A 23288-nucleotide genomic window follows, 5' to 3' on the forward strand; every position below is an offset into this window, starting at 1 on the left:
ACATCTTCCCTCTAGGAAAGTTAATACCTCTCGTGTACGGTGACCGCGTCCGCACTCTCCGCTTCGGAACCAGGCGGCAGGACAGCGGTCACAGGGGCAAGTCCCGTGACGGGACGGGGAGTAGAGGACAGGGGAGAAACCGTGGGCCACGAGCTGATCGATGGCAGGTTCCGCGTCGGGCAGGTCATCGGCAAGGGCAACATGGGGGAGGTTCACCGGGGCGAGGATCTCCAAGCCCCGGCGGGCAGCGCCGAGCGCCCGGTCGCTGTGAAGACGATCCTCCGCCGCCGTACGGGTGGCCTGATCGACACCGGCGCGGACAACAAGGCCGTGGAGCGCTTCGCACGCGAGGTGCGCATCATGCGCCGCCTCGAGCACCCGAACCTGACCCGTCTCATCGCCGGCGGAATAAGTGCGGATGGCGGACTGCCCTACCTGGCCATGGAGTTTCTGGACGGCGAGACACTGCGCGACCTCATCGAGGAGGAACGCCAACTGCCCGTCTCCTGGGTGGCAGCCATCGGCGCCCAGATAGCCGAGGGCCTGAGCGCGGCCCACGCGGCCGACGTGGTGCACCGCGACCTGAAACCGGCGAACGTCATGCTGACGCGGGGCGGCACCGTCAAGGTCCTCGACTTCGGCATGGGCCGCATCGTCGACGACCCGGACGAGGCACGGCTCACCAGCACCGGCGTCAGCGTCGGCACCGCCCGGTACATGGCACCCGAGCAGTTCGAGGCCCGCCAGGTTTCCCAGGCCGCCGACCTGTACGCCCTCGGCTGTGTGCTGTACGAAATGCTGCTCGGTGTACCACCGTTCGTCAGCGAGTCGCCGTTCGAACTCGCCCGCAAGCACCTCGAGACCGAGCCGACGCCGCTAGGCGTCATCCGCGGAGGGATACCCTCCGAACTGGTCCGTCTCGTCGGTCGGCTGCTCGCCAAGGACCCTGCCGATCGCCCTGCGAGTGCGGCCGACGTCCACGACTCCCTGTATCCGCTGGCCGTGGGCGACGACGACACGCCGCCGCGACTCCCCCACTGGAGCGCTCTCGACCCGACACGGCCCCTGGCCGCCATGGCCGCCCGAGCCCTCGCCGCCCCGGCGGCGCCGGCGCCGCGACCGGCGCCCGTCACCGCCTCCGGCATGGCGATGGACGTGTTCGGAGTGCACCGCGCCCTGATCAAGGACTACCGCGACTTCACCGAGGGCGGCACGGTCATCCGCGATGACCGTGTCGCGACCTTCGTGGAAAAGGACCTTGACGGCAAGTCGCAGTGGCCTGATCCGTGGCTGTCGCTCAACCCTTTCTTCCAGAGTGGTGGCACGGTCGCGGAACTCGTCGGGGAGAAGGTCCTCCACCCGGAGTGCGCCCGCATCTTCCAGGCGGGCAAGACGGAGGGTGGCACCGTCCCGGACGGGCGGCCGCTCACCCTCCACCGCCACCAGCGCGAGGCCATCGACGCTGCGGCGCGCAGCGCCTCGTACGTCCTGACGACAGGCACCGGCTCCGGCAAGTCGCTGTCGTACATCGTTCCGATCGTGAACCGCGTCCTTCATGAGCGGGACTCCGAGGGGCCGAATTCAGTCAAGCGAGTGCGCGCCGTCATCGTGTACCCGATGAACGCGCTGGCGAACAGTCAGCTGAAGGAACTCGAAAAGTACCTGCGCGACGGGTACGGCGAGGGCCACGAGCCGGTCACCTTCGCCCGATACACGGGGCAGGAGGACGACGCCAAGCGGAAAGAGATCCGCGACAACCCCCCGGACATCCTGCTCACCAACTACGTGATGCTGGAGCTGATGCTGACCCGGCCCGCCGACCGGGCCAGTCTCATCAAGATGGCCAAGGGCCTGGAGTTCCTCGTCTTCGACGAACTCCACACCTACCGCGGCCGGCAGGGCGCCGACGTCGCCCTACTCATACGCCGGGTCCGCGAGGCCTGCCAGGCACCCGACGTACAGTGCATCGGCACCTCGGCCACCATGTCGACCGAGGGCACCGTCGAGGACCAGAAGAAGGTGGTCGCCGACGTGGCGAGCCGGCTGTTCGGCACGACGGTCAGCCCGCGGCACGTGATCGGCGAGACACTCGTACGTGCCACCGACGAGGCTCCTAACATCGTCCCCGCCGAGCGTCTGACGTCGCCCGCTGCGCCGCGCGCGTACGACGATCTGGTGCGCGACCCGTTGGCCCGCTGGATCGAGACGCGGTTCGGCCTCGCAACCGACGAGGCGACGGGCAGGCTGGTGCGCCGCCGCCCCACGAAGATCGAGGTCGCGGCAGGGGAACTGGCAGAGCAGTCGGGAGTCCCCAAGGACGACTGCGCGAAGGCCATCGAGGCGACGCTGGACGCCGGCTCACAGGCCCGGCACCCGGTCACCGACCGCCCGCTGTTCGCGTTCCGTCTGCACCAGTTCCTCTCCAAGGGCGACACCGTGTACGTCACCCTGGAGGACAAGCTCTCCCGCCACCTGACCCGCTCCTACCAGCTGGAACAGCCGGGCAGCGGCGGCAAGCTGCTGATGCCGCTAGCGTTCTGCCGCGAGTGCGGCCAGGAGTACCTGACCGTCTGGCGCACCGAGAAGGACGGCGAGGTTCGTTACGAGGCACGCCGGGACACCTCCGCCACGGGCGGGCGGCAGGGCGACGGCTACCTCTTCATCGACCAGGAGCGGCCCTGGCCGACCAGCGTCCAGTACGCCGTCGACGACCGCCGGCTGCCCGAGTCCTGGCTGGAGCTGGACGACAGGGACCAGGAGGTGGTCAAGAAGACGTACCGCGACCGGGTGCCGCGCGCGATCACCGTGGACCCGCTCGGCTACGAGGGCCGCGGCGAGCTGCAGGCCGCGTTCATCCCGTCGCCGTTCCTGTTCTGCCTGCACTGCGGTGTGGCCTACGAGCAGACGCGCGGCCGGGACTTCGCCAAGCTGGCGACGCTGGACCAGGAAGGCCGTTCCTCGGCGACCTCCCTCATCTCGGCCTCGGTGGTGCGGTCCCTGAAGTCGGTGCCGGAGGAAGCCCTGGACAAGGAGGCCCGCAAGCTCCTGACCTTCGTCGACAACCGCCAGGACGCCTCGCTCCAGGCCGGCCACTTCAACGACTTCGTGCAGATCACCCAGTTGCGCGGGGCGCTGTACCGGGCCGCCCTGGAAGCCAGCGAGGACGGGCTCACCCATGAGGAGCTGGCGTCGGCGGTGACGAACGCGCTCGGCATCGCTCCCGTCGACTACACGGGCGAGCGGGAACTGCCCCCGACCCTGGCCAAGGCGGCGGCCAAGACCCTGCGCGACGTGGTCGCCTTCCGGCTCTACCTCGACCTGGAGCGCGGTTGGCGCATCACCATGCCCAACCTCGAACAGACCGGTCTGCTGGAGATCGACTACGCGGACCTGCGCTGGGTCGCGGACAAGCAGGACCGCTGGGCGCACACCCATGCGGCGCTGCGGGACGCCGATCCGGCGCTGCGGGCCGAGATCATGAAGGTCCTGCTCAACGAGATGCGCCGTTCGCTCGCCATCGACGTGTCGTACTTCCGTGACGACTTCGACGCGTTGCAGCGGGCGAGCGAGGAGCGGCTGGTGGACCCGTGGGTGCTGTCGGCCTCCGACCGGCCCGGCGTGGGCATCGCCTACCCGAGTCCTTCGGGCCGGGGACTGGACCGCTCGGGCCTGTTCGTCTCGGCGCGCGGCAAGTTCGGCAAGTACCTCAAGCGCGCCGACGCCTCGTTCAAGAAGCTCTCCCCCGACGATCTGCAGCTCGTCATCGCGGAACTGCTGAAGGTGCTGGCCGCCAACGGCCTGGTGAAGGAGGTGACGGAGGCGCCGCAGCGCGCCGGCCGCTACCGCAGGCCGACGACGCCGGCCACGACCGGCTACCGGGTGGCGGCCCAGTCGCTGATCTGGCGTGCCGGCAAGGGCGAGACGGGCACGCACGACCCGCTGACCCGCACCTACCCCAGTGGCGACGGCCCGCGCGTGAACACCTTCTTCCGGGACCTGTACCAGGAGGCGGCGAGCGCGCTGTCCGGGCTGTTCGCCCGCGAGCACACCGCCCAGGTCGCCCCGGAGGAACGGGAGCGGCGCGAGGAGGCGTTCCGCAAAGCGGAGCTGAAGCTGCTCTACTGCTCCCCCACGATGGAGCTGGGCGTCGACATCTCCTCCCTCAACGCGGTGATGATGCGCAACGTGCCGCCCACGCCCGCCAACTACGCCCAGCGTTCGGGACGCGCGGGCCGCAGCGGCCAGCCCGCGCTGGTGACGACGTACTGCGCGACGGGCAACAGCCACGACCAGTACTACTTCCGCCGCTCGGAGCGGATGGTGGCGGGGGCGGTGGCCCCGCCGCGCCTGGACCTCGCCAACGAGGACCTGGTCCTCTCCCACCTGCAGGGCATATGGATCGCCGAGGCCAGCCTGAAGCTGGGCCGCGCGATACCCGAGGTCCTCGACGTGTCGCACCCCGACACGGGCGACCGCCCGAACCCGGCTCTGGAGCTGCTCCCCGACATCCTCGCCGCCTCCCTGGACGAGACCGCGCAACACCGCACGGTGGACGCGGCGCTGCGAGTGCTCGGCCCGCTTCTGCCAGACTTCGCGGACACCACCTGGTGGCACGACGACTGGATCCAGGACCGGGTCCGCACGGTGCCGGAGCGCTTCGACCGGGCCTTTGACCGGTGGCGTCAGCTGTTCCGCGCGGCACTCGACGACCAGTACATCCAAAACAAGCGGCGCCTGGACTACAGCCTGACCGAGAGCGACCGCAACCGGGCCAACGCCCGCCGCCGCGAGGCGGAGACGCAGCTCAACCTGCTGATGAACGAGAGCGTGGACAGCAAGTCGGTGCTCTCCGACTTCAACCCCTACCGCTACCTCGCCTCTGAGGGCTTCCTGCCCGGGTACAGTTTCCCGCGTCTGCCGCTGGCCGCCTACATCCCGACGATCGGCCGGCGCCGGGGCGACGGCGACTACCTCCAGCGTCCCCGCTTCCTCGCTATCCGCGAGTTCGGCCCCGGCTCGCTCATCTACCACGAGGGCGCCCGCTACCAGGTGACCCGCATCCAGCTGCCGCCGGACGCCTCCGGCGACCTGGCGACCAGCGAGGCCCGCCGCTGCGCGCACTGCGGCTACCACCACGACCCGGCCGAGCGCCAGGACCGTTGCCACATGTGCGACGAACCGCTGGGCGCGGCCACCCACGGACTGCTCCAGCTGCACACCGTGTACACCACGCGCCGGGAGCGGATCTCCTCCGACGAGGAGGAGCGCCGCCGTGCCGGCTTTCGGCTGGAGATGTCGTACCGGTTCCAGGACCACGGCGCCCGCAAGGGCCGCCTCAACGCGTCCGTCGCGGACACCTCGGGCGCGCCGCTGGCCGACCTGGCGTACGGCGACTCGGCAACCGTCCGCATCACCAACCTGGGCCGGGTGCGGGCCAAGAAGGACGAGCCGGCGGGCTACTGGCTCGACCTCGCCGACGGCCGCTGGATGAACGACAAGGACGCCGCGGAGGCCTCCGGCGACTCCAGCGAGCTGCCCGTGGTCGACGAGGACGGCAAGGAGCGGCGCCGCAAGAAGCGGGTCATCCCGTACGTCGAGGACCGCCGCAACATCCTCGTCGTCACCCTCGACGAGGCCCTGCCCGAGCCCGAGGCGCTGTCCCTGATGTACGCGCTGGAGCGTGGCATCGAGGCCGCGTTCGAGCTGGAGGACGCCGAGCTGTCCAGCGAGCTGCTGCCACCGGACGGCGGACCGCGTAACCGGTTCCTGTTCATGGAGGCCGCCGAAGGCGGCGCGGGCGTGCTGCGCCGCCTCCAGGCCGAGCCGGATGCCCTGGCGAAGGCGGCCCGGTACGCCCTGTCGATCTGCCACTTCGAGGAGGACGGCACCGACCTGGGCGGCCCGCACCCGGACCGCCCCTGCGCCCTGGGCTGCTACGAGTGCCTGTTGACGTACGGCAACCAGCTCGACCACGCGCTGATCAACCGCCACGCGGCCCGGCACCTGCTGGTGCGGTTCGCCTCGGCGACGGCGGAGCGCGAGTCGCGCGGCGAGTCGCGGTCGGAGCAGTACCGGCGACTGCTCGACCAGACCCCGGCGGCACCGACGGCGGTCGAGGCCTCGGCCGCCGCCGAACTGGCCGCGCGCGGTGACTTCCTGGGCTGGGCGAAGGCGCGGGGACTGCACCTGCCGGACGAGGCGGCCCCGTTCCTCACCGAGGCGAACGCGATGCCCGACTTCGTGTACCGGCTCCCCGGCGGAAACGTGGCCGTCTTCGTCGACACGCCTGAAAAGGAGCAGGACACCTTCCGGGACGAGGACGCCGAGGACCGCCTCTTCAACGCCAGTTGGGACGTCATCCGATTCCCCCACGGCGACGACTGGGACGCCATCGCCGCCGCCAACGCCCGCTACTTCGGCACGCCGACCGCCAACTGACGACCGCCTTCTCCTGAGGACTCGAAGACACACATGGCACTCACGTACTCCGCAGGTTCCCTGGTGAAGGCCCGCGGCCGCGAATGGGTGGTGCTCCCCGAGAGCAAGCCCGATCTGCTCGTCCTGCGCCCGCTCGGCGGCTCGGACGACGACGTCGCCGCCGTGTTCCCGGCGTTCGAGACGGTCGAGGAGGCCCTGTTCGCCGCCCCCGAGCCGAGCGACCTCGGCGACCAGCGGGCGGCCGGTCTGCTCCGCACGGCCCTGCGGGTCGGCTTCCGCTCGGGCGCGGGCCCGTTCCGCTCGCTGGCCGGCATCGCCGTGGAACCCCGCGCCTACCAGCTCGTCCCGCTGCTGATGGCGCTGCGTCAGAAGACCGTCCGCCTGCTGATCTCCGACGACGTCGGCATCGGCAAGACCGTCGAGGCGGGCCTGATCGCGAGCGAACTCCTGGCTCAGGGCGAGGCGTCGGGCCTGGCCGTGCTGTGCTCGCCCGCGCTGGCGGAGCAGTGGCAGCAGGAGCTGCGCAGCAAGTTCGGCATCGACGCGGAGCTGGTGCTGTCCTCGACGGTGACGCGTCTGGAGCGCGGCCTGGACCTCGGCCAGTCCCTCTTCGACCGCTACCCGAACGTCATCGTCTCCACGGACTTCATCAAGTCCACCCGTCACCGCGACGACTTCGTACGGCACTGCCCCGACCTGGTGATCGTCGACGAGGCGCACACGTGCGTGGCGGCCGAGGACACCAAGACCAAGACCGGCACGCAGAACCAGCTGCGCTACGAGCTGCTGCGGCGGGTGGCCGAGGACGCGAAGCGGCACCTGCTGCTGGTGACGGCGACGCCGCACAGCGGCAAGGAGTCCGCGTTCCGGAACCTGCTGGGCTTGGTGAAGCCCGAGCTGGCGCACGTGAACCTGGAGTCGGACGCGGGCCGAAGGCTACTGGCGCAGCACTTCGTGGCCCGCAAGCGCGCGGACGTCCGCCAGTACCTCACCAAGGAGGACGGCCTGGCCGACGACTCGCTCGCCGAGCGCACCGCGTTCCCCTCGGACCGCTACTTCAAGGACGAGACGTACAAGCTGTCCCCGGAGTACCGGGCCCTGCTGGACGACGCGATCGCCTACGCGAGTGAGCGGGTGGAGGAGGCGGACGGCCGGGGTCGGAGGGAGGCCCGAATAGCGTGGTGGTCGGCGATCGCGCTCCTGCGCTCGCTGGTGTCGTCCCCGCGCGCGGCGGCGCAGACGCTGCGCACGAGGTCCGCGGCGGCGGTCGCGTCCTCGGCTGAGGAGGCCGACAAGCTGGGCGCCCCGCTCAACAGCGACGCGGCCGACAGCGACTCGATGGAGGGCATGGACGTAGCCCCGGGCGCGGAGATCGAGACCCATGACCCGCGCTCACGCCTGGCCGAACTCGCCGACCGCGCGGAGGAACTGGAGGGCGCGGCGCAGGACCTCAAGCTGAAGGCGTTGATCAAGCACCTCAAGGGTCTGCTGGCCGACGGCTACAACCCGATCGTCTTCTGCCGCTACATCCCCACGGCCAAGTACCTGGCCGAGCAGCTGGCCAACGACCCGGAGACGAAGAAGCGCGGCCCGTTGGGCGCGAAGACGGTCGTCAAGGCGGTCACGGGTGAACTGTCCCCGCAGCAGCGCATCGACAACATCGAGGCGCTGGCGACGGAGGCCGGCGAGGACGCCGCCGCGCGCCGGGTACTGATCGCCACGGACTGCCTGTCGGAGGGCGTGAACCTCCAGCACTACTTCGACGCGGTGGTCCACTACGACCTGGCGTGGAACCCCACCCGCCACGACCAGCGCGAGGGCCGCGTCGACCGCTACGGCCAGCGCCGCGACGAGGTCCGCGTCATCACCCTGTACGGCGACGACAACGGCATCGACGGCAAGGTCCTCGAAGTCCTCATCAAGAAGCACCGCCAGATCAAGAAGGACCTGGGCATCTCCGTCTCGATCCCGGACGAGCTGTCGACGGGCGTGACGGACGCGATCGTGGAGTGGCTGCTGATGCGCGGCCGAGAGAGCGAGGACGCTCTGTTCAGCGCGGATGCGTTCAAGGTGAGCACGGCACAGCTGGACAGCGACTGGAACTCGGCGGCGGAGCGGGAGAAGGCGTCGCGTTCGCGGTTCGCCCAGCGTTCGATCCACCCGGAGGAGGTGGCCCGGGAGGTCGCCGCGGTCCGGGATGCGCTGGGCGGTACGGGCGAGGTGCGGACGTTCGTGCGAGAGGCACTGGGCTCGCTGGGCGCGGTGCTGCGCGGAGCCGATCCGTCGGAGGACTTCACGGCCCAGGTGGGTGGTACGCCGGCCGGCCTGCGGGACGCGCTGGCGACGGCCGTGGGCGCTGAGGTGATCGAGCAGGACCGCCCGATCCCGTTCCGTACGGACCCGGCGGTGGCGCGGGGCGAGGCGGCCCTGGTGCGTACGGACCCGGTAGTGGGCGCGCTGGCGTCACACGTCCTGAACGCCGCGCTGGACACCCAGGCGGACGGTGCCCGCCCGGCACGCCGCTGCGGTGTGGTGACGACCGACGCGGTGACCACGCGCACGACCCTGCTGCTGGTCCGCTACCGCTTCCACCTGACCCTGCCGTCGCGCAGCGGCGAGAAGCAGCTGGTCGCGGAGGATGCGAGGCTGCTGGCCTTCGAGGGCTCCCCGAAGAACGCGGTGTGGCTGTCACAGGAGCGCGCGGCGGCCCTGCTCGACGCAACCGCGTCCGAGAACACGGACCCGCACTTCGGCGAGCGCATGATGAAGCGCATCCTCGACCAACTCCCCGATGCGAACGCCTATCTGGAGTCGCACGGCGAGGACCTGGCGGCCGAGCTCGACGCCTCGCACCGCCGTGTGCGACAGGCCTCCGGCGAGATCGTCCGGGGCCTGTCGGTGACGGCCCAGAAGCCGGCCGACGTCCTGGGCGCGTACCTGTACCTGCCCGCGAACCCTTCCGCTTCCTCCCCCGCCCCTGCTGCTGTTTCTGGAGCGTCCGCCTGATGTCCGCCACGACTCGCAACCAGGTGTTCACCGCCGTCCACACGGTCGGAGGTCTGCTGCCGGCCGACATGCTGCTGCGCATCTCCGAGGGCAAGGACGTCCCGGGTTCGAAGCCCGCCGACTACGGCCTGCCGTCGTCGCGTTCGGTACGGGACGAGGCGGAGCGCAGCTGGGAGTACCTGAAGCCGCTCTGGCGCGAGCTGCGCAAGCACCTCCCCGAGGACTTGGAGACGGGCCTGCCCGCGACCGACCCGACCGGCCGTGCGGGTGCCGACTGGCTGTCGCCGCTGTGGCGGGAGCTGGGCTTCGGCCGCCTGACACCGATCGGCACGGAGGGCGTGACGGCCGACTCGGACGCGGCGAAGCGATTCGAGGTCTCGCACCGCTGGCAGCACGCACTCATCCACCAGGTGCCTTGGAACGCCAACCTGGACAAGCGTCCGGGCGGCGCGGGCACGATCCCGCCGCAGTCGATGCTCCAGGAGTGCCTGAACCGGACCGAGGCCCACCTGTGGGGCATCCTGACGAACGGCCGCCAGGTCCGCCTGCTCCGGGACTCCAGCGCCCTGGCTACGGCGTCGTACGTCGAGTTCGACCTGGAGGCGATCTTCGACGGCGAACTCTTCAGTGAGTTCGTACTTCTGTACCGCCTGCTGCACGTGTCCCGCTTCGAGGTCGCGGAGGACGCGGCACCCTCGACGTGCTGGCTGGAGAAGTGGCGAACGGAGGCGATCGCCCAGGGCACGCGTGCCCTTGACCAGCTCAGGAAGGGCGTCCAGCGGGCGATCACGACCCTCGGCACGGGCTTCCTGAAGCACCCGGACAACCGGGAGTTGCGGGAGACACTGGAGGTCAAGACCTTCCACTACGCGCTGCTTCGCATGGTCTACCGGCTCCTGTTCCTGTTCGTGGCCGAGGACCGCGAGGTCCTGCTGTCCCCGTCGGCGGACGAGACGGCGAGGGACCGCTACGCCGCGTACTTCTCCTCGGCCCGCCTGCGCCGGCACGCCCAGCGCCGCCGGGGCACGGCCCACGGTGACCTGTACCAGGCGCTGCGCTTCGTGCTGTCGGGACTGGGCAACGACGACGGACTGCCGGAGCTGGGCCTGCCCGGCCTGGGCGGCATCTTCGACGACACGGAGGCGGACAAGCTCCTGCACCGCCTGTCGCTGTCGAACGAGCCGCTGCTGGAGGCGGTGCGCGGGCTGTCGATCGTCCGGGACACCAGCAGCAAGCGGAACCGCGTGGTCGACTACCGCCACCTGGACGCGGAGGAACTGGGCTCCATCTACGAGTCCCTGCTGGAGCTGGTCCCCAAGCACAACGCGACCGACCGCACCTTCGAACTGATCGAGCTGGCGGGCAACGCAAGGAAGACGACGGGCTCCTACTACACCCCGTCCTCGCTGATCGAGTGCCTGCTGGACTCGGCGCTGGACCCGGTGATCGACGACGCGGTGAAGCGCGGCGAGATCCGGGCAACGCGCTCGGGCCAGCCGGACCCGGGCCCGGCTATCGTCGAGGAGCTGCTTTCGCTGACGGTCTGCGACCCGGCCTGCGGCTCGGGCCACTTCCTGGTGGCGGCGGCCCGGCGCATCGCCAAGCGGGTGGCGGCGGTACGGGAGCAGAACCCGGAGCCGACGATCGACGCGGTACGCCACGCCCTGCACGAGGTGGTCGCGCGCTGTATCTACGGCGTGGACCTCAACCCGATGGCCGTTGAGCTGGCCAAGGTGTCCCTGTGGCTGGAGGCCCTGGAGCCCGGCAAGCCGCTGGGCTTCCTGGACGCCCACATCAAGCACGGCAACGCGCTGATCGGCGCTACGCCGGCGCTGCTGGCGAAGGGCATCCCTGACGGCGCGTTCAAGCCGATCGAGGGCGACGACAGGAAGATCGCGGAGGGCTTGAGGAAGCGGAACGCCCAGGAACGTGCCGGCCAGCTCAGCTTCACCACCGAAGAGAGTATCTGGGTCTCCAACGCCTCCTTCGCGGCCAGCCTCCGCGACATCACCGCCGCCCGGTCCGACACCCTGCGCGACGTTCGTCTTCAGTCCAGCCGCTTCCGCGAACTGGAGCAGTCAGCGGACTACCTCCACGCCCTCAACATCGCCGACGCCTGGTGCGCCGCCTTCGTCTGGCCCAAGGTCCAGGGCACCGTGGCCCCCGTCACCGAGGGCGTTTTCCGCGACCTCCAGAACCCCGGCGGCGGGATACCTGAATCCACCCGTGACGAGATCGTCCACCTCGCCCACCAGTACAAGTTCTTCCACTGGCAGCTGGAGTTCCCCGAGGTCTTCACGGTCCCGAAGGACGGCGGAGCGGCCTTGGACATCGACCCGGCAACGGGCTGGGCCGGAGGATTCTCCTGCGTGGCGGGCAACCCCCCTTGGGACAAGGTCGACTTCGAGGACAAGAAGTACTTCAGCGTGGTCGAACCATCGATCGCTGCGATCTCCGGCACCGCCCGGCGCACCCGGATCGTCGAGTGGGAAAAGGAGAACCCGGAAGCAGGCGAGCGGTACCGTGCGGCACGGCGAATGGTGAAGTCGACGTTCCTGTTCGCGTCGAGTTCCGATTCTTTTCCCCTGTGTGCACAGGGGTTGACCGTCAAAGGGGTCAACTCCCTCCAGACGGACCAGCTGTTCACAGAACGGTTCGCATCGATCGTGGCGTCACAGGGCCGCTTCGGAGCCATCATCCCGACTGCGATAGCCACCGGCGCCGGAGCGCAGCACCTCTTCAACGGCTTCGCACAGCGCGGTGCAGTCGCCTCCCTTTACGATTTCGAGAACAAGAAGCCACTGTTTGAGGGTGTGGACTCGCGCTACAAATTCTGCCTGCTCTCCCTCACCGGCGGCGGCCTAACCGAACCTGCCGCCAAGTTCGCGTTCTTCCTCCACGACACCACCGATCTCGAGGACGCCGAGCGCGTCTTCGCGCTCAGCCCGGAGGAGATCACCCTCATCAACCCCAACACCGGCACACTGCCGATCTTCCGCTCGCGTCGGGACGCGGATCTCACAGCGGCGATCTATCGGCGGATCCCGGTGCTGTGGGACGAGACAAGGCCCGATGGAAACCCTTGGGGCATCGCCTTCAAGAACCTCTTCAACATGACCGACGACTCCGACCTCTTCAGAACACGGGAAGCCCTGGAATCCGAAGGATGGCAGCTCCGCGGGAACGTATTCGCAAGAGGTGGGGAGCGAATGCTGCCGCTCTATGAAGCGAAGATGGTGAACTTTTTCAACCACCGAGCAGCCGACGTGATCAAGAGTGCCACTGCAGTCAACCGCCAGAATCAGCCGAGCTACCTCATCTCAGAGCAGCTTCAGGACCCGGGGCGGTTCGCGATCCCCCTCAACTGGATCCGCGAAGAAGGAATGATCAAGACCCACCGCAATAACAAGGTGGTCGAAATTCCAGGCGTGGCAATGCGTCTGAAGGAAGTGGCATGGGACCGCGACTGGCTCTGCGGCTGGTGCGATGTCACGGCCTCAACGAATGAACGGACCGCCATACCCGCTTTCCTGCCACGCGTGGCGGTAGGGCACACGTACCCCCTTATGCTGCCGCGAGTCGCCCCCGTGCTCACGGCAGCTATGGTCGCCGCCCAGTCTGCCCTGGTCTTCGACTTCGTGAGCCGTCAGAAGATCAGCGACGCCCACATGAAGCTCTTCATTTGGAAGCAGCTGCCCGTACCCGCTCCCGACGTTCTCGAAGCTCACACTCCATTCCTCACCCCTCGAATTCTCGAGCTGGTCTACGACGCCTACGACATGCAGGGCCTGGCCCACGACCTGGGTGACGAAGACCCTCCGTTCCGCTGGGACGAGAGCCGCCGCACGATCATCCGGGCCGAGCTGGACGCGCTCTTCTTCCACCTCTACGGCATCTCTCGCGACGACGTCGACTACATCCTCGACACGTTCCCCATCGTCAAGCGCAAGGACGAGGCCAAGTACGGCACCTACCGCACAAAGGATTTGATCCTCGCCGAGTACGACCGCATGGCCACGGCCGGCGTCAGCCTGGAGAACCCTCTGGCGGACGGCGAGAACTACACCTCCACCCTCACCCCGCCCCCGGGCCACGGCCCTCGCCACCCGGCAAAGACTTCGGACGGAACCGCGACATGAAATACAAAGACGAAGATGAAATCAAGCGCGCGCTTGGAATCGACTCCTGGAGAAACCTATCCAAAGACAAGATGATCAGGTTCGTGGCCATGATGCCCGACATGAGCACCGAGGTGGCCCTGAAAATCGTTGAACAGTTTCCCACGTTCAAGGATTTCGCTCTGAATGTTGTGGATGCGATAAAGAAATCGCATGAGTCCACACTCTCGGCCAACCAGCAAAGTCAGGAACACGTCCATCGAGCTTTTCAGGATCTCAGAGACACCATCAAGAATGAACTCGACAAGGGAGACTTGGCTTGGGAACAAAGGAAAGAGCTCATCGAGAAAATGCAGGAAGCGGTAAGGGAGGAGTCCCAGAAGGACAGCGAGAATAAACGCTTCTTGGACGGGGCACTCAAAAAAGTTGTGATGGTCGGTGGTGCTGCGCTCGCCTTGGGTGTGGCTTTTGTCGGCGGCAGGATAATGGCTGAAAGCAAGGACAGCCCCGAAGAGGGCCTGGAGGCTTGAACTTCGTCCCCACTCGAACCTCGCCCAAAGCCCACGACCCCCGCCGCCCCGCCTGCCCCGACCGCCACCACTGCCCGAGCCAGGAGCCAGGATGGTCTCGCCCACCTCCGAAGAAGACACTCGCAAGGTTCAGACGGCGGTCATTGGTCAAGCCGAGTCGGACTGGCCGGTGTTCCTGCCGTACGACCACGATGACTTCGACCGATTCATGCGGAGCCGGACGCGCGACGACTTCTACTGCGGCGTCCTGCTCGGCGGCTGCGGCAAGAAGCTGACTCCGAAGCGGTACACGGAGAAGAAGTGCCACTTCGCGCACCGACCGCCCGTGCACTGCCGCCGCACGGAGACTGGTGAAGCCAGCGCCGACCACCTCTACATCGGGCAGGCGCTGGGGCGCTGGCTGCTGCGGCAGGGATACCAGGACGCCGAGGTCACGTACCTGGACCCCGGCTCGGTCCACGGTGGAGCCGTCGAGGTCCGGTTCGGTCAGGACCGCTCCCGGCTCATCCGGGTCCAGTTAGCCCGCCTCTCGCTCCAAGAGTGGCGGGAGATTCGCGAACGCCTCGCCGACCGGCACACCCACATCCACTGGGCGTACGGACCCTACTGCGGGCTCTCGCACAACGAGGTACACGCCGCCGGGCATGCCATCCGCATCTCCTGCCGCACAAAGGGCGAGACCCGCGAGGTGTACATCGGCACGCAGTACTCGGACAACAGCCTCGCGTGGTCGGCCCTCACCGACTGCCGCCTGTCGAACGAGGGGATCATCACGCCTCGCCTCGACGCCGAACCGCCCGTGGGCAGCACGTCCCCTCCCGCCCCTACGCCGGTGGCCTTCCCCCTGGCTCCGGGCACCATCGCCTTCACCGCAGCGACCGAACTGCCGGCACCGCCCCCTGACTCGGACGGCACCCCCGTACGCCTCTACGAGGCCGACCTCCAGCCGCTCGGCTCGGCCGTCGTCCGGGCCCGGATCGCCCTGCCGCACGCCCACCCCGTCCCTCCTCCTCACCAACTGCACGTCATCTACTCCTCAGCCCACCTGCTGCCGCTCACCGATGCGGCCCCCTCCGAGCCCGCCTGGCTCATACGTGCCGACGGCGCCTCGCCCCTACCTCAGCAGACCGACTCCCGCTGGCCGAACCTGCGCCCCGCATCTCAGCCATCCGAGCCGCCCCCACCAGCCCCCACGACGAGCGAACCCTCCACCTCAACACTCCGTAGGCTCCTCCTCGGTGAGGCCGAGACGCTCCGCGTCTTCCGTTCAAAGCTGGAACTCGTCGCCCGCGCCCGGGGCATCGTCAACTGGGAGACACTGGTTGGCCACGCGGGAGCGACACCTGCCGACATCACACCGGAGGAACGCGTCCGCCTGCTCATCGCGGTGGACCACCCCAGAGCCGACGGCAAGCCCGTGCTCTCGGCACTGGTCAAACCAGCTCTTGCCCCGGACGCGCCCGCCCCGTACTTCGCCGACGTCCTCGCCGGCCTCGGCTGGAGATCCGACCTGTCCGAGGCGAAGGTGGTGGAAATCTGGGAGCGCGAGCGAAGGACCGCCTACGCCCTCGCCGAATCGACACCCGCATGGCAACAGCCCTCGGCCACACTGTCAGAGGCGAAGGCCAGTAGCGCCCCTGGGCTGAACGAGGCGCGGCTCGTGGCCCGGTTCCGCGAGCACCTGGAACTCGTCGCCAAAGGACACGGCGTCATCAAGTGGTCGACCCTGCTCAAGAAGCAGCACATCTCGCCGTCCACGTTGTCCGATGAGGACCGTGTTCGGCTGCTGGCCGCAGTCGACAGGTCGTACGTTCCCGGACGTCGGATGTTGTCGGCCCTGGTGAAGGCGGACGGGCAGACCCCAGGTCCGGCCCCGTTCTTCGGCGACGTGCTGGCAGAGTTGGGCTGGACGCCCGACTTTGCCACCCCGACCGTGGAGGCAGCATGGCGGGCCGCCGTGGACCGTGCCTACGCACGGAGCGCGCAAGCCGTGACCGGGACCCCAACCGCTCCAGCCGAGGAGGACCGCGTGCGCTGGGGCAAGCTCGGAACCACCAAGGCAGCGGTAGTCATAGCCGTTCGGCGGGCACTGATCGACGCCGCCCGGCGTCAGGTCTGCGTGGGTTGGCACACGCTCGCCGCTGCCGCCGGACTCAAGCCGACCGACCTCACCGACCGGGCCAGGGAAGCGATCCTCGTATCGGTGGACAGCCCGCCCACCTACGGGGTGTTGCTCTCCTCCCTCGTGGTCGCCTCGGAACACACGCCTGTGCCGTACTTCGACGCCATCCTCAGACGCCTCGGACGTCCCCACGGCCTGCGCCCCATCGAACTGGGCCAGCTCCGAAAGACGGAGCAGGCCCGAGCGTTCGCGGCCTACAGCGCTGCCGCCGACACCGCCGATGACCCGAAGGAAAGAACATGAGACCGAACCGTCGTCGCCTCGCCATCGGCATAGCCGCCACCGCAGCCGTCGTCACCCTGTCCGGCACGGCAGGAGCAGTCGCCGGCGCATACTTCGTCGCGACCGGCCCGACCGGCGCGCGAGGCCCGGCTGGACCGGAAGGAGCACGGGGACCGCAAGGGCCTCAGGGTGAGCAGGGGCTGCAAGGTGAGCGCGGCCCCAAGGGTGACCGGGGAGAGCCCGGCGCAGCCGCTGAACCAGCCACCCTCGGCATACCGGACGCCAGCACAACGGGTCCCGATCTCTCCGGTGGCCTGCTCATCAGCTCCGGCACGTGCCCGGTAGGAACCTCTCAGTGGGACACCATCTACGTGGGCCGCAACTCCGTCCTCGGGTCACCGGGCGACGTCGATATGCGCGCGACGACGCTCTGCAAGATCCTCTGAGCGCCACCGCGCATGCCGCTCTACTCAGGAGCCCGCGGCGAACCCCACGAACCGCGACCACTCCTCATGCCCGACGGAGAAATGAGGAAGCGTCACGTCCTTGGAGTCGCGCAGGTGCACGGCCTGCTCAGTGACGGCGACCTCGATGCAGTTGTCGCCCTGGGTGCCGCTGTAACTGGACTTGAACCAAACCAGTTCCGTCGTGCTCATAGCTCTCCTCGCAGTCGCTCCAGCAGGCCTCGTGAGTCTTGGGGGTTCAGGGCCTGCGAGCGCAGTGTGTCATAGCGTTGACAGAGGAGGCTCACCTCTTTCACGTCGGAGATCAGGCGGCCGTTCTGCTGGCCCTCGGAGTAAGCGAACCTCTGCCCCTTCGGCGTTTCCAGAAGCCATACCGGCCCATCCAGGCAACCGTGAAACTCGGTGTCCATCGGCATGATTTGAAGTGTCACGTTCCGCAGGGTGCCAAGCTTTAGAACGTGGTCGAGCACGCCCCGCAGCACCTCGGAACCCCCGAGCCGACGCCGGAACACATGCTCCTCCACGATGAAGCTGAACGGAACGTGAGTCCGCTCGTACAGCACCCTCTGACGCTCCAGCCGGGCAGCCACCTGCGCTTCCAGCTGGTCGTCAGACAGCAAGGGGATGCCGTTGTCGAACACCGCCCGCGCATACCCTTCCGACTGCAACATGCCCGGCACCAACCGGCACTCATACGAAGCGAGACTCACCGCCACCCGCTCCAGCCGAGCCCACTGCCGAAACCAAGCCGCCAGCCCAGCCTCCCCCCGAGTCAGAAACCGCGCCGACCTCCGCAACGCCCCCGTGTTCCCCAACACCTCCTCCGCCCGCTCCACGAACGACTCGTCCGGCATCCGCCGCCCCAGCTCGACCGACTCAACCGTGTGCTTGGAGAAGCGCACCAACTCCGCGAACTCCACCCGGCTCAGCCCCGCATGCTCACGCAGCGCCTGTACGACCGCCCCGAAGGTCCGCAGGCTGTCCGACGGGTCCGGCTCCCGCTCGTACTCGGCACCGGCGACCACCAGGTCGACGTTGTCGGTCGTCGTCATTCGAGGCCCACCTCCAGGTGCACGCAAGCCAGTCAGCCCTGACCTGCAACCCAGCCTGGCCGCCTCGAATTCGTACTGTCCACCGAACGTGTCCGTACGCTGACTCACCGTACGGATCCAGCCGGTGTCAGCCGTTGCCCTCCACGTGCGGGCCCGCCAAGCGGCGCAGCGGGGACGTCTTGTCCCACACGTGCCAGCGCGCGCCGCACACCGGGTCGGTCTCGTAGGTCACTTCCGCCGGGAAGCCGTCGGCCTTGATCCGCTGGGCAGGCGGACCTGCCAGCGCCCTGCCGCAGCGGGGGCAGTGGTCCGGCGTGCGCATGGGGTACATGCCCATTGGTTCAACTCCTGCGTATGTTCAGTTCTCGCCGAGGTGCCGCTCCGACGATCCGTCCGAGCGGTCGCGCCCGGCGTCGCCGCTCGGGCGAAGCGATGAAAGCCGGCCGCTCTCGCAAGCGACCCAGCCACCCACAGCCGCAGCCTCGCTGTCGCATGCCAGGACGCGCCAGGCGTCGGGAGTCCAGGCGAAGATCGCGTCTTGGCCGAAGCGGCGCCCCAGTTCACGTGCCCCGGAATCACTGAGGCCGACGACGGCGACACTCTCCTCGCGGTGCGCGCCGCACGCGTCTCCTCCTTCGGCGGACCACCAGGTGAAAGCACGGCTGCGGATCTCGTTGACCAACCGGGCCTGGGCGCGGGCGTTGTCGTCAGCGGAAACGGTACGCCCACGGGGATTCCAGGCCGTGATCACATGGACGGTGCCGCTGCCGGCTGATTCCGGAAAAAGGCCTTCAGCTGTGCCCCAGGGACGCGGTTCGACTCGTACCGTCCGGCCCTGGAACTGGATGTGGGCGATCGCGGTCCGGTAGAGATCCCAGTTACGGGGCGTACCGGCTGCGTCGGTGGCGTGCACAAGGGCCTCCTGTGAAACGAAGGACCCCCTTACACGTCGTGCAGGGAGATCGGTACTCGTCCCCACGGGTTCATGGGGGCGTGATCCTGACCGGGAGACCACTCACGCAGTGGGCGAGGTGGTCGGCCGGCGACCGTCCCGGCCGTGCGCGACGGCCCGGTCGGCCGTGCCGCAAGATGTCATGACTCCGGCCCCGGAGTAAAGGGGTGTGGGAGATATTGCGGAAGATCGACACGGGTGCTAGCTTCCCGCTCGGTCGTGTGTTCCAGCGTCAAGTCCCGGCTGCTGGACGGCATCCCGCCCGAGGCGAGGTGCTCCGGGTGACGGCCGAACCGCGCGACATGCGTGGGAACCGCAGATCACCGGGGTGCGGCACAGCGCTACCGGGGTCCTTCGACTCCGGGAGGCTACTGACATGCCCGTTCCCTCCGAGACAGCGCCAGACCGCGAAGGCCTTCCGCTCATCGACGTCGTTGCCGCGCGGGCAATGTTCCGCACGGCCGAGTCGAGCGGCCTCGGCCGGCCGGGGACCGACGAGCTCTTCGACCAGTGGCTCGACGGCTTCTGCGATATCGCCTTCTACCGCAACGGCGACCAACCATTGCAGGCACGGGCCGTCGACATTCGCGACGAGGTGCCTGAGTGGCTGAACAACAGCCGTATCGGAAAAGCGCGACTGGAGGCGGTCTACCTCAACCCCGGCCGGTCCGCACTTTCTCCGAGTCAGGAGCCTGCCCCCGTTTCCACGGAGGTTGAGGCTGCCGAGGACGCCAACCAGGCCGACGAGACGGACACCGTCACGTGTTGCTGCATGCCTGGTCTCTGCTGGTGCTGCGAAGCGGACAAAGAGCGCTATGCCAAGGTGGACAACCTTGAGGAGTGGAAGCAGGCTGACGACGAGTTCCTCCTGGTACTTGTGGACGCCTTCCCCAGAGGGATGGCACAGGACCCGTCCTACGACCTGAGCGGCGAGCTACCACCGGACTTCGACAGACGCTGGCCCCGAGGTCTCGCCGTTCTCACCGAAGTCGCCCAGAGGAAGCTGGATACGGAAAGATGGGACACGGTCGGGCCCTGGCGTCTCTGGTGGTCCTCCTGCGTTTTGTGATGTCAGAGCTCCTCTGAACGGAACCCCGGATGCGGAATCCTCCGGCGATGACGCGGACGGAGAATCAGGCGAGGTCAGCTACTCCGTGTCAGTCGAGAACGACGGTGACGCCCACACCGTCGAGGTTGTCGGGACACGTTGGGGAGATCAGCATGTGATGTACCGCGGACCCGTGTCGGAGCCCAGCGGCATATTCGAGGACACCGGAAGTCTGGAAGGGCTGCGGGGCGTACTGGAGCGGGCGACCGAGCAGGTGCGGGTGGCCGGTTACGAGGTCGATGGCGAGTGGACCGTCAACTGGTCCCGCTGCTACGTCCTTCTGTACCTGGAGCATTACTGACATCCCTTGGCGTTTCCGCACCGGGCTCAGTGAAGGCTGACCGTCGTACTGTCCAGGGAGAGCGCCCGTACCCTCACGCAGCGTACGGGCCTCTCCTCTGGTGTGCGCCCCCGCGTGCCCCTCACGGTGGCCCTCATGAACGTGACCATGCCCCACGCATCCACCGCTGTCAGGACGTTCACGCAGCAGCTGTCCTCCACCCGTCGCGGCGCAAGGCTCGCCCGGTTGCTCACGGCTGCGGAGTTGCGGGCCTGGCAGATGTCACCGTCCGTGGTCGAGCGCTCGGAGCAGATCGTGGCGGAACTGGCAGCCAACGCGGTGCTGCACGGCCGCGTCCAGGGCCGCGACTTCCGCCTGGCACTCCATCTCGACCTGGTGGCCCGCCTGCTGCGGATCACCGTGACCGATGCGCGGGGTGATCGTCTCCCCTCCCCCGCCTCAGAACTCACCGCGCCCCCGGACGCGGAGTCGGGCCGTGGCCTGCTCATGGTGACCGCCCTGGCCGACCGCTGGGGCACAGAGCCGTGTCCGCCCGGCGGCAAGACCGTCTGGGCGGAACTGGTCACGCCGGCCCCGCCCTTGGAGTGAATCGCCTTGTCGCGATGCCGCTGTGCCGCAACGAATCCTTGTGCGATAGAAAAGACGTCCAACTGGCCCGCCCCGTCGGGCCGTACGTCAGGGGGAGATGCGTGTGGGGCTGCCACCGGACCTGAAGGTCATCGCCGAAGGCATGATCAAGGCGTCCATGGGCATGGTGGGCACGGTGATGGTCGGCACCCGCGACACCGCCATCGCGCTCTTCCATGAGCTGGACCGACAGCATGGAATGGCGGGGGACGACGACGCCGGGCGGGCGTTCGCGAAGGTGTACAAGCCGGCGGCGGCCACCACGCTCGACAAGATGGGCTTCAGCGCCTATGTGATGGGCGAGACCGGCAAGGGGCTGATGCGCAACGCCCGCGAGTTCATGGCTCATGAGAGCCACATCGCCTCGGCGATCCTAGGAAAGCAGGTCGACCTGACGGCCGGCATGGGCGACCCCGGTGAGGACTGCACGGAGAGCTTCCTGGGCCTCGGGCAGGAACTGCCGGAGGTCGTCGGCGACACTGCCTGGTACGACCAGTACGCTCCCGCCGGCATGAGCGACCGCTTCCGCGGGTCACCGGAGAAGCTCCGTGACGTCGCCGGCTCCTGGCGGGCGGGCGGCAAGATGATGCTGCGCTTCCTGCACGACGCGCAGGCTTACGCGCACACCGCGGACAAGGCCCACTCGGGAGAGGCCGCGGATGCCTTCCGGCGCTACTTCGCGGACTTCGTCGGCTTCGCCGAACCACCGGACCAGGCACAGCAGGACGAGACCCTGGTGGGCAACCTCGTGGCCGCCTGCAACCAGCTCGCCAAGGCGTGCGACCAGTACGCCGACCACGTCGAGGCGGCCAAGCGGAAGATCATCCAGGACCGGACGGACCTCTTCCACGTCGACATGCCCTGGGACCAGCCGATGTTCGGCGGCAACGGCGACGACGGCGGACTGCTGGACGCCGTACTCGACGACGTGTGGATCCACCGCCTCGGCAACGTCGCCCACGCCCTCGACGAGTCCCAGGGCCGCGTCAAGCTCCCGCATGGCTCGGACGACCCGCCCGGGCTGCCCTTCCCGCCCCTGCTGCCGGTGCCGGTGCCCGGCGGTGTGCCGGTACCGGTCACCCTCGCCTCGTTCCGAGGACAGCCACCAGGGCTCGTGCCGATGGCGAGCAGGGTCGACCCGTCCATACCCGCGCAGGACCCCATCCCCCCGGAGCCCGGCACCACCCGTCTGCTCACGCCTGCCGAGCAGCAGCACTTCCGGACCTGGCTCAACTCGCTGAACACGGGCGGCTTCGCCGGAGGCGGTGGCGCCACGAATCCGAACAACGCCTACCAGCTGCGCGTGGCGGGATACCCGGAGCGCGAGGTTCCCCTCGTCGGGCATCAGCGTGGTCTCATGGTCGACGGCATACGTCCGGCGGACGGTTACCTGGTGGAGGCCAAGCACGTGCAGGACCCGAACTGCAAGAAGCGCAGCTTCCGCAGCATCGAACGTGTCAACGAAACGCTGGCCAAGCCGGTGAAGGTGGACGACAAGGGCAAGCTGAAGTTCGACCCGATGATCGACGGCATGTACGGCGGTGACGAGCGGGAGCTGCGCCGATACAAGAACGCGATGGCCAACCCGGCCAACTCGGAGATCCGCGGACTTGAGATCGTGACGAACGGCAAGGACAACGCCGCCTACTGGGAGTCGATGATCGCCATGAACGGTGTCAGCGGTTCCGCACGGTACGTACCCTGAGAGTGAAGGACTTCTGTGACAACCGAGTACCACCAGCGGTCGAACTTCGTCTTCGCTCCGCCCACGGACAACCCAGCAGCGTGGCAGGCGAGCCTGGAAACCTTCCGTGACGCGTTGGAACGGGACTTCCCCGGCGCCTTCCTGGAGGCGAACACCTCCGCCCTGCGCGACTTGCCGGTCCTGGACTTCGAGATCCAGGTGGCTCCGGACGTCTACGTCACCGGTACGTCGGCGATGCCTACCGTGGACTACGCCTACATCAGCGTCATCGAGGCGACGCCGGACGAAGCGGCCGCCTTCGCCGTGTGGCTCCGAGACTCGTACGTCCCCTCGCCCGCCAGTGTGTGTTTCATGAGCAGCTTCGTGATGGAGAACGGCGACGAGATGTCGTGGCGCCTGCCGGCGACAGGAGACGCCACGGGCATCGCCGCCGTGATGCGCGAGCACCTGGCGGCGGCCGGAGGCGAGTGACCAGCCCCCTGCGGCGGGTGTGGCGCCTCAGCCGGTCACCGGCTCCAGCGGTAGCTCTCGACGCTCAGGGCGGCCCGGTCTCCGATGGTCGGCAGACGCGAGGACGGCATGC

General features: G+C 68.3%; 15 protein-coding genes and 1 riboswitch. Of the genes, 11 read left to right on the plus strand and 4 right to left on the minus strand.

Annotated elements, in window-relative coordinates; genetic code table 11:
• Window positions 1-141: 141 nt before the first annotated feature.
• The 6 genes from BLW57_RS08015 (at window position 142) to BLW57_RS42870 (ending at window position 16942) form a co-directional block, all read left to right on the plus strand.
• Window positions 142-6438 (plus strand): protein kinase domain-containing protein, encoded by a 6297-nt coding sequence (locus BLW57_RS08015; RefSeq protein WP_093473237.1) that lies wholly within the window; start codon window positions 142-144, stop codon window positions 6436-6438.
• Between the two features lie 33 nt (window positions 6439-6471).
• Entirely contained in the window at window positions 6472-9444 is a 2973-nt protein-coding gene (locus BLW57_RS08020) for a helicase-related protein (protein WP_093473239.1), read from the plus strand.
• The gene (locus BLW57_RS08025; RefSeq protein WP_093473240.1) at window positions 9444-13583 is read left to right on the plus strand and encodes an Eco57I restriction-modification methylase domain-containing protein; all 4140 of its coding nucleotides are present in this window, start codon (window positions 9444-9446) and stop codon (window positions 13581-13583) included. The genes BLW57_RS08020 and BLW57_RS08025 overlap by 1 nt, the downstream gene beginning before the upstream one ends.
• A complete protein-coding gene (locus BLW57_RS08030) occupies window positions 13580-14092 on the plus strand; it encodes a hypothetical protein (protein ID WP_093473242.1) in 513 nt (170 codons plus the stop codon). The genes BLW57_RS08025 and BLW57_RS08030 overlap by 4 nt, the downstream gene beginning before the upstream one ends.
• Window positions 14093-14300: 208 nt before the next feature.
• The gene (locus BLW57_RS08035) at window positions 14301-16517 is read left to right on the plus strand and encodes a competence protein CoiA family protein (protein WP_176985508.1); all 2217 of its coding nucleotides are present in this window, start codon (window positions 14301-14303) and stop codon (window positions 16515-16517) included.
• Window positions 16514-16942 carry a collagen-like protein gene (locus BLW57_RS42870; protein WP_093473245.1) on the plus strand — a complete coding sequence of 143 codons (429 nt, stop codon included), beginning with the start codon at window positions 16514-16516 and terminating at the stop codon, window positions 16940-16942. Before BLW57_RS08035 ends, BLW57_RS42870 begins: the two co-directional genes overlap by 4 nt.
• Window positions 16943-16966: 24 nt before the next feature.
• On the opposite strand, the gene BLW57_RS08045 is transcribed toward BLW57_RS42870, so the two are convergent.
• From BLW57_RS08045 to BLW57_RS08060, 4 genes are all read right to left on the minus strand, one after another.
• Window positions 16967-17152, minus strand: coding sequence for a DUF397 domain-containing protein (locus BLW57_RS08045; protein WP_093473246.1), 186 nt, complete (start codon window positions 17150-17152; stop codon window positions 16967-16969).
• On the minus strand, window positions 17149-18012 hold the full coding sequence (locus BLW57_RS08050) for a helix-turn-helix domain-containing protein (protein WP_093473248.1): 864 nt from the start codon (window positions 18010-18012) through the stop codon (window positions 17149-17151). The genes BLW57_RS08045 and BLW57_RS08050 overlap by 4 nt, the downstream gene beginning before the upstream one ends.
• 127 nt (window positions 18013-18139) lie before the next feature.
• Window positions 18140-18349, minus strand: a complete 210-nt coding sequence (locus tag BLW57_RS08055; RefSeq protein ID WP_093473249.1) for a hypothetical protein — start codon at window positions 18347-18349, stop codon at window positions 18140-18142.
• A gap of 21 nt (window positions 18350-18370) precedes the next feature.
• The gene (locus tag BLW57_RS08060; protein ID WP_176985509.1) at window positions 18371-18925 is read right to left on the minus strand and encodes a DUF3293 domain-containing protein; all 555 of its coding nucleotides are present in this window, start codon (window positions 18923-18925) and stop codon (window positions 18371-18373) included.
• A gap of 254 nt (window positions 18926-19179) precedes the next feature.
• Window positions 19180-19286, plus strand: a riboswitch (SAM riboswitch).
• Window positions 19287-19340: 54 nt separating this feature from the next.
• Between BLW57_RS08060 and BLW57_RS40850 the strand changes: the two genes are divergently transcribed.
• The 5 genes from BLW57_RS40850 to BLW57_RS08080 all read left to right on the plus strand — a co-directional run bounded on the left by BLW57_RS40850 (window position 19341) and on the right by BLW57_RS08080 (window position 23176).
• A complete protein-coding gene (locus BLW57_RS40850; protein ID WP_143051588.1) occupies window positions 19341-20033 on the plus strand; it encodes a hypothetical protein in 693 nt (230 codons plus the stop codon).
• 172 nt (window positions 20034-20205) lie between these two features.
• A complete protein-coding gene (locus tag BLW57_RS41310; protein WP_176985510.1) occupies window positions 20206-20373 on the plus strand; it encodes a hypothetical protein in 168 nt (55 codons plus the stop codon).
• Between the two features lie 135 nt (window positions 20374-20508).
• Window positions 20509-20961 (plus strand): ATP-binding protein, encoded by a 453-nt coding sequence (locus tag BLW57_RS08070; RefSeq protein ID WP_093480587.1) that lies wholly within the window; start codon window positions 20509-20511, stop codon window positions 20959-20961.
• A 97-nt stretch (window positions 20962-21058) separates the two neighbouring features.
• Window positions 21059-22705, plus strand: a complete 1647-nt coding sequence (locus BLW57_RS08075; RefSeq protein WP_093473253.1) for a restriction endonuclease fold toxin-2 domain-containing protein — start codon at window positions 21059-21061, stop codon at window positions 22703-22705.
• Between the two features lie 15 nt (window positions 22706-22720).
• Window positions 22721-23176, plus strand: a complete 456-nt coding sequence (locus tag BLW57_RS08080; protein ID WP_093473254.1) for a hypothetical protein — start codon at window positions 22721-22723, stop codon at window positions 23174-23176.
• Window positions 23177-23288 lie beyond the last annotated feature (112 nt).

Origin of the sequence: Streptomyces sp. 1222.5 (assembly GCF_900105245.1) — a bacterium.
GTDB classification, from domain to species: domain Bacteria; phylum Actinomycetota; class Actinomycetes; order Streptomycetales; family Streptomycetaceae; genus Streptomyces; species Streptomyces albidocamelliae.

Coding starts and splice junctions, on each gene's coding strand:
- BLW57_RS08020 (WP_093473239.1), top strand. CDS start 6,472: ATGGCACTCACGTACTCCGCAGGTTCCCTGGTGAAGGCCCGCGGCCGC.
- BLW57_RS08025 (WP_093473240.1), top strand. CDS start 9,444: ATGTCCGCCACGACTCGCAACCAGGTGTTCACCGCCGTCCACACGGTC.
- BLW57_RS08030 (WP_093473242.1), top strand. CDS start 13,580: ATGAAATACAAAGACGAAGATGAAATCAAGCGCGCGCTTGGAATCGAC.
- BLW57_RS08035 (WP_176985508.1), top strand. CDS start 14,301: ATGCGGAGCCGGACGCGCGACGACTTCTACTGCGGCGTCCTGCTCGGC.
- BLW57_RS42870 (WP_093473245.1), top strand. CDS start 16,514: ATGAGACCGAACCGTCGTCGCCTCGCCATCGGCATAGCCGCCACCGCA.
- BLW57_RS08045 (WP_093473246.1), bottom strand. CDS start 17,152: ATGAGCACGACGGAACTGGTTTGGTTCAAGTCCAGTTACAGCGGCACC.
- BLW57_RS08050 (WP_093473248.1), bottom strand. CDS start 18,012: ATGACGACGACCGACAACGTCGACCTGGTGGTCGCCGGTGCCGAGTAC.
- BLW57_RS08055 (WP_093473249.1), bottom strand. CDS start 18,349: ATGGGCATGTACCCCATGCGCACGCCGGACCACTGCCCCCGCTGCGGC.
- BLW57_RS40850 (WP_143051588.1), top strand. CDS start 19,341: ATGCCCGTTCCCTCCGAGACAGCGCCAGACCGCGAAGGCCTTCCGCTC.
- BLW57_RS08070 (WP_093480587.1), top strand. CDS start 20,509: ATGAACGTGACCATGCCCCACGCATCCACCGCTGTCAGGACGTTCACG.
- BLW57_RS08075 (WP_093473253.1), top strand. CDS start 21,059: ATGCGTGTGGGGCTGCCACCGGACCTGAAGGTCATCGCCGAAGGCATG.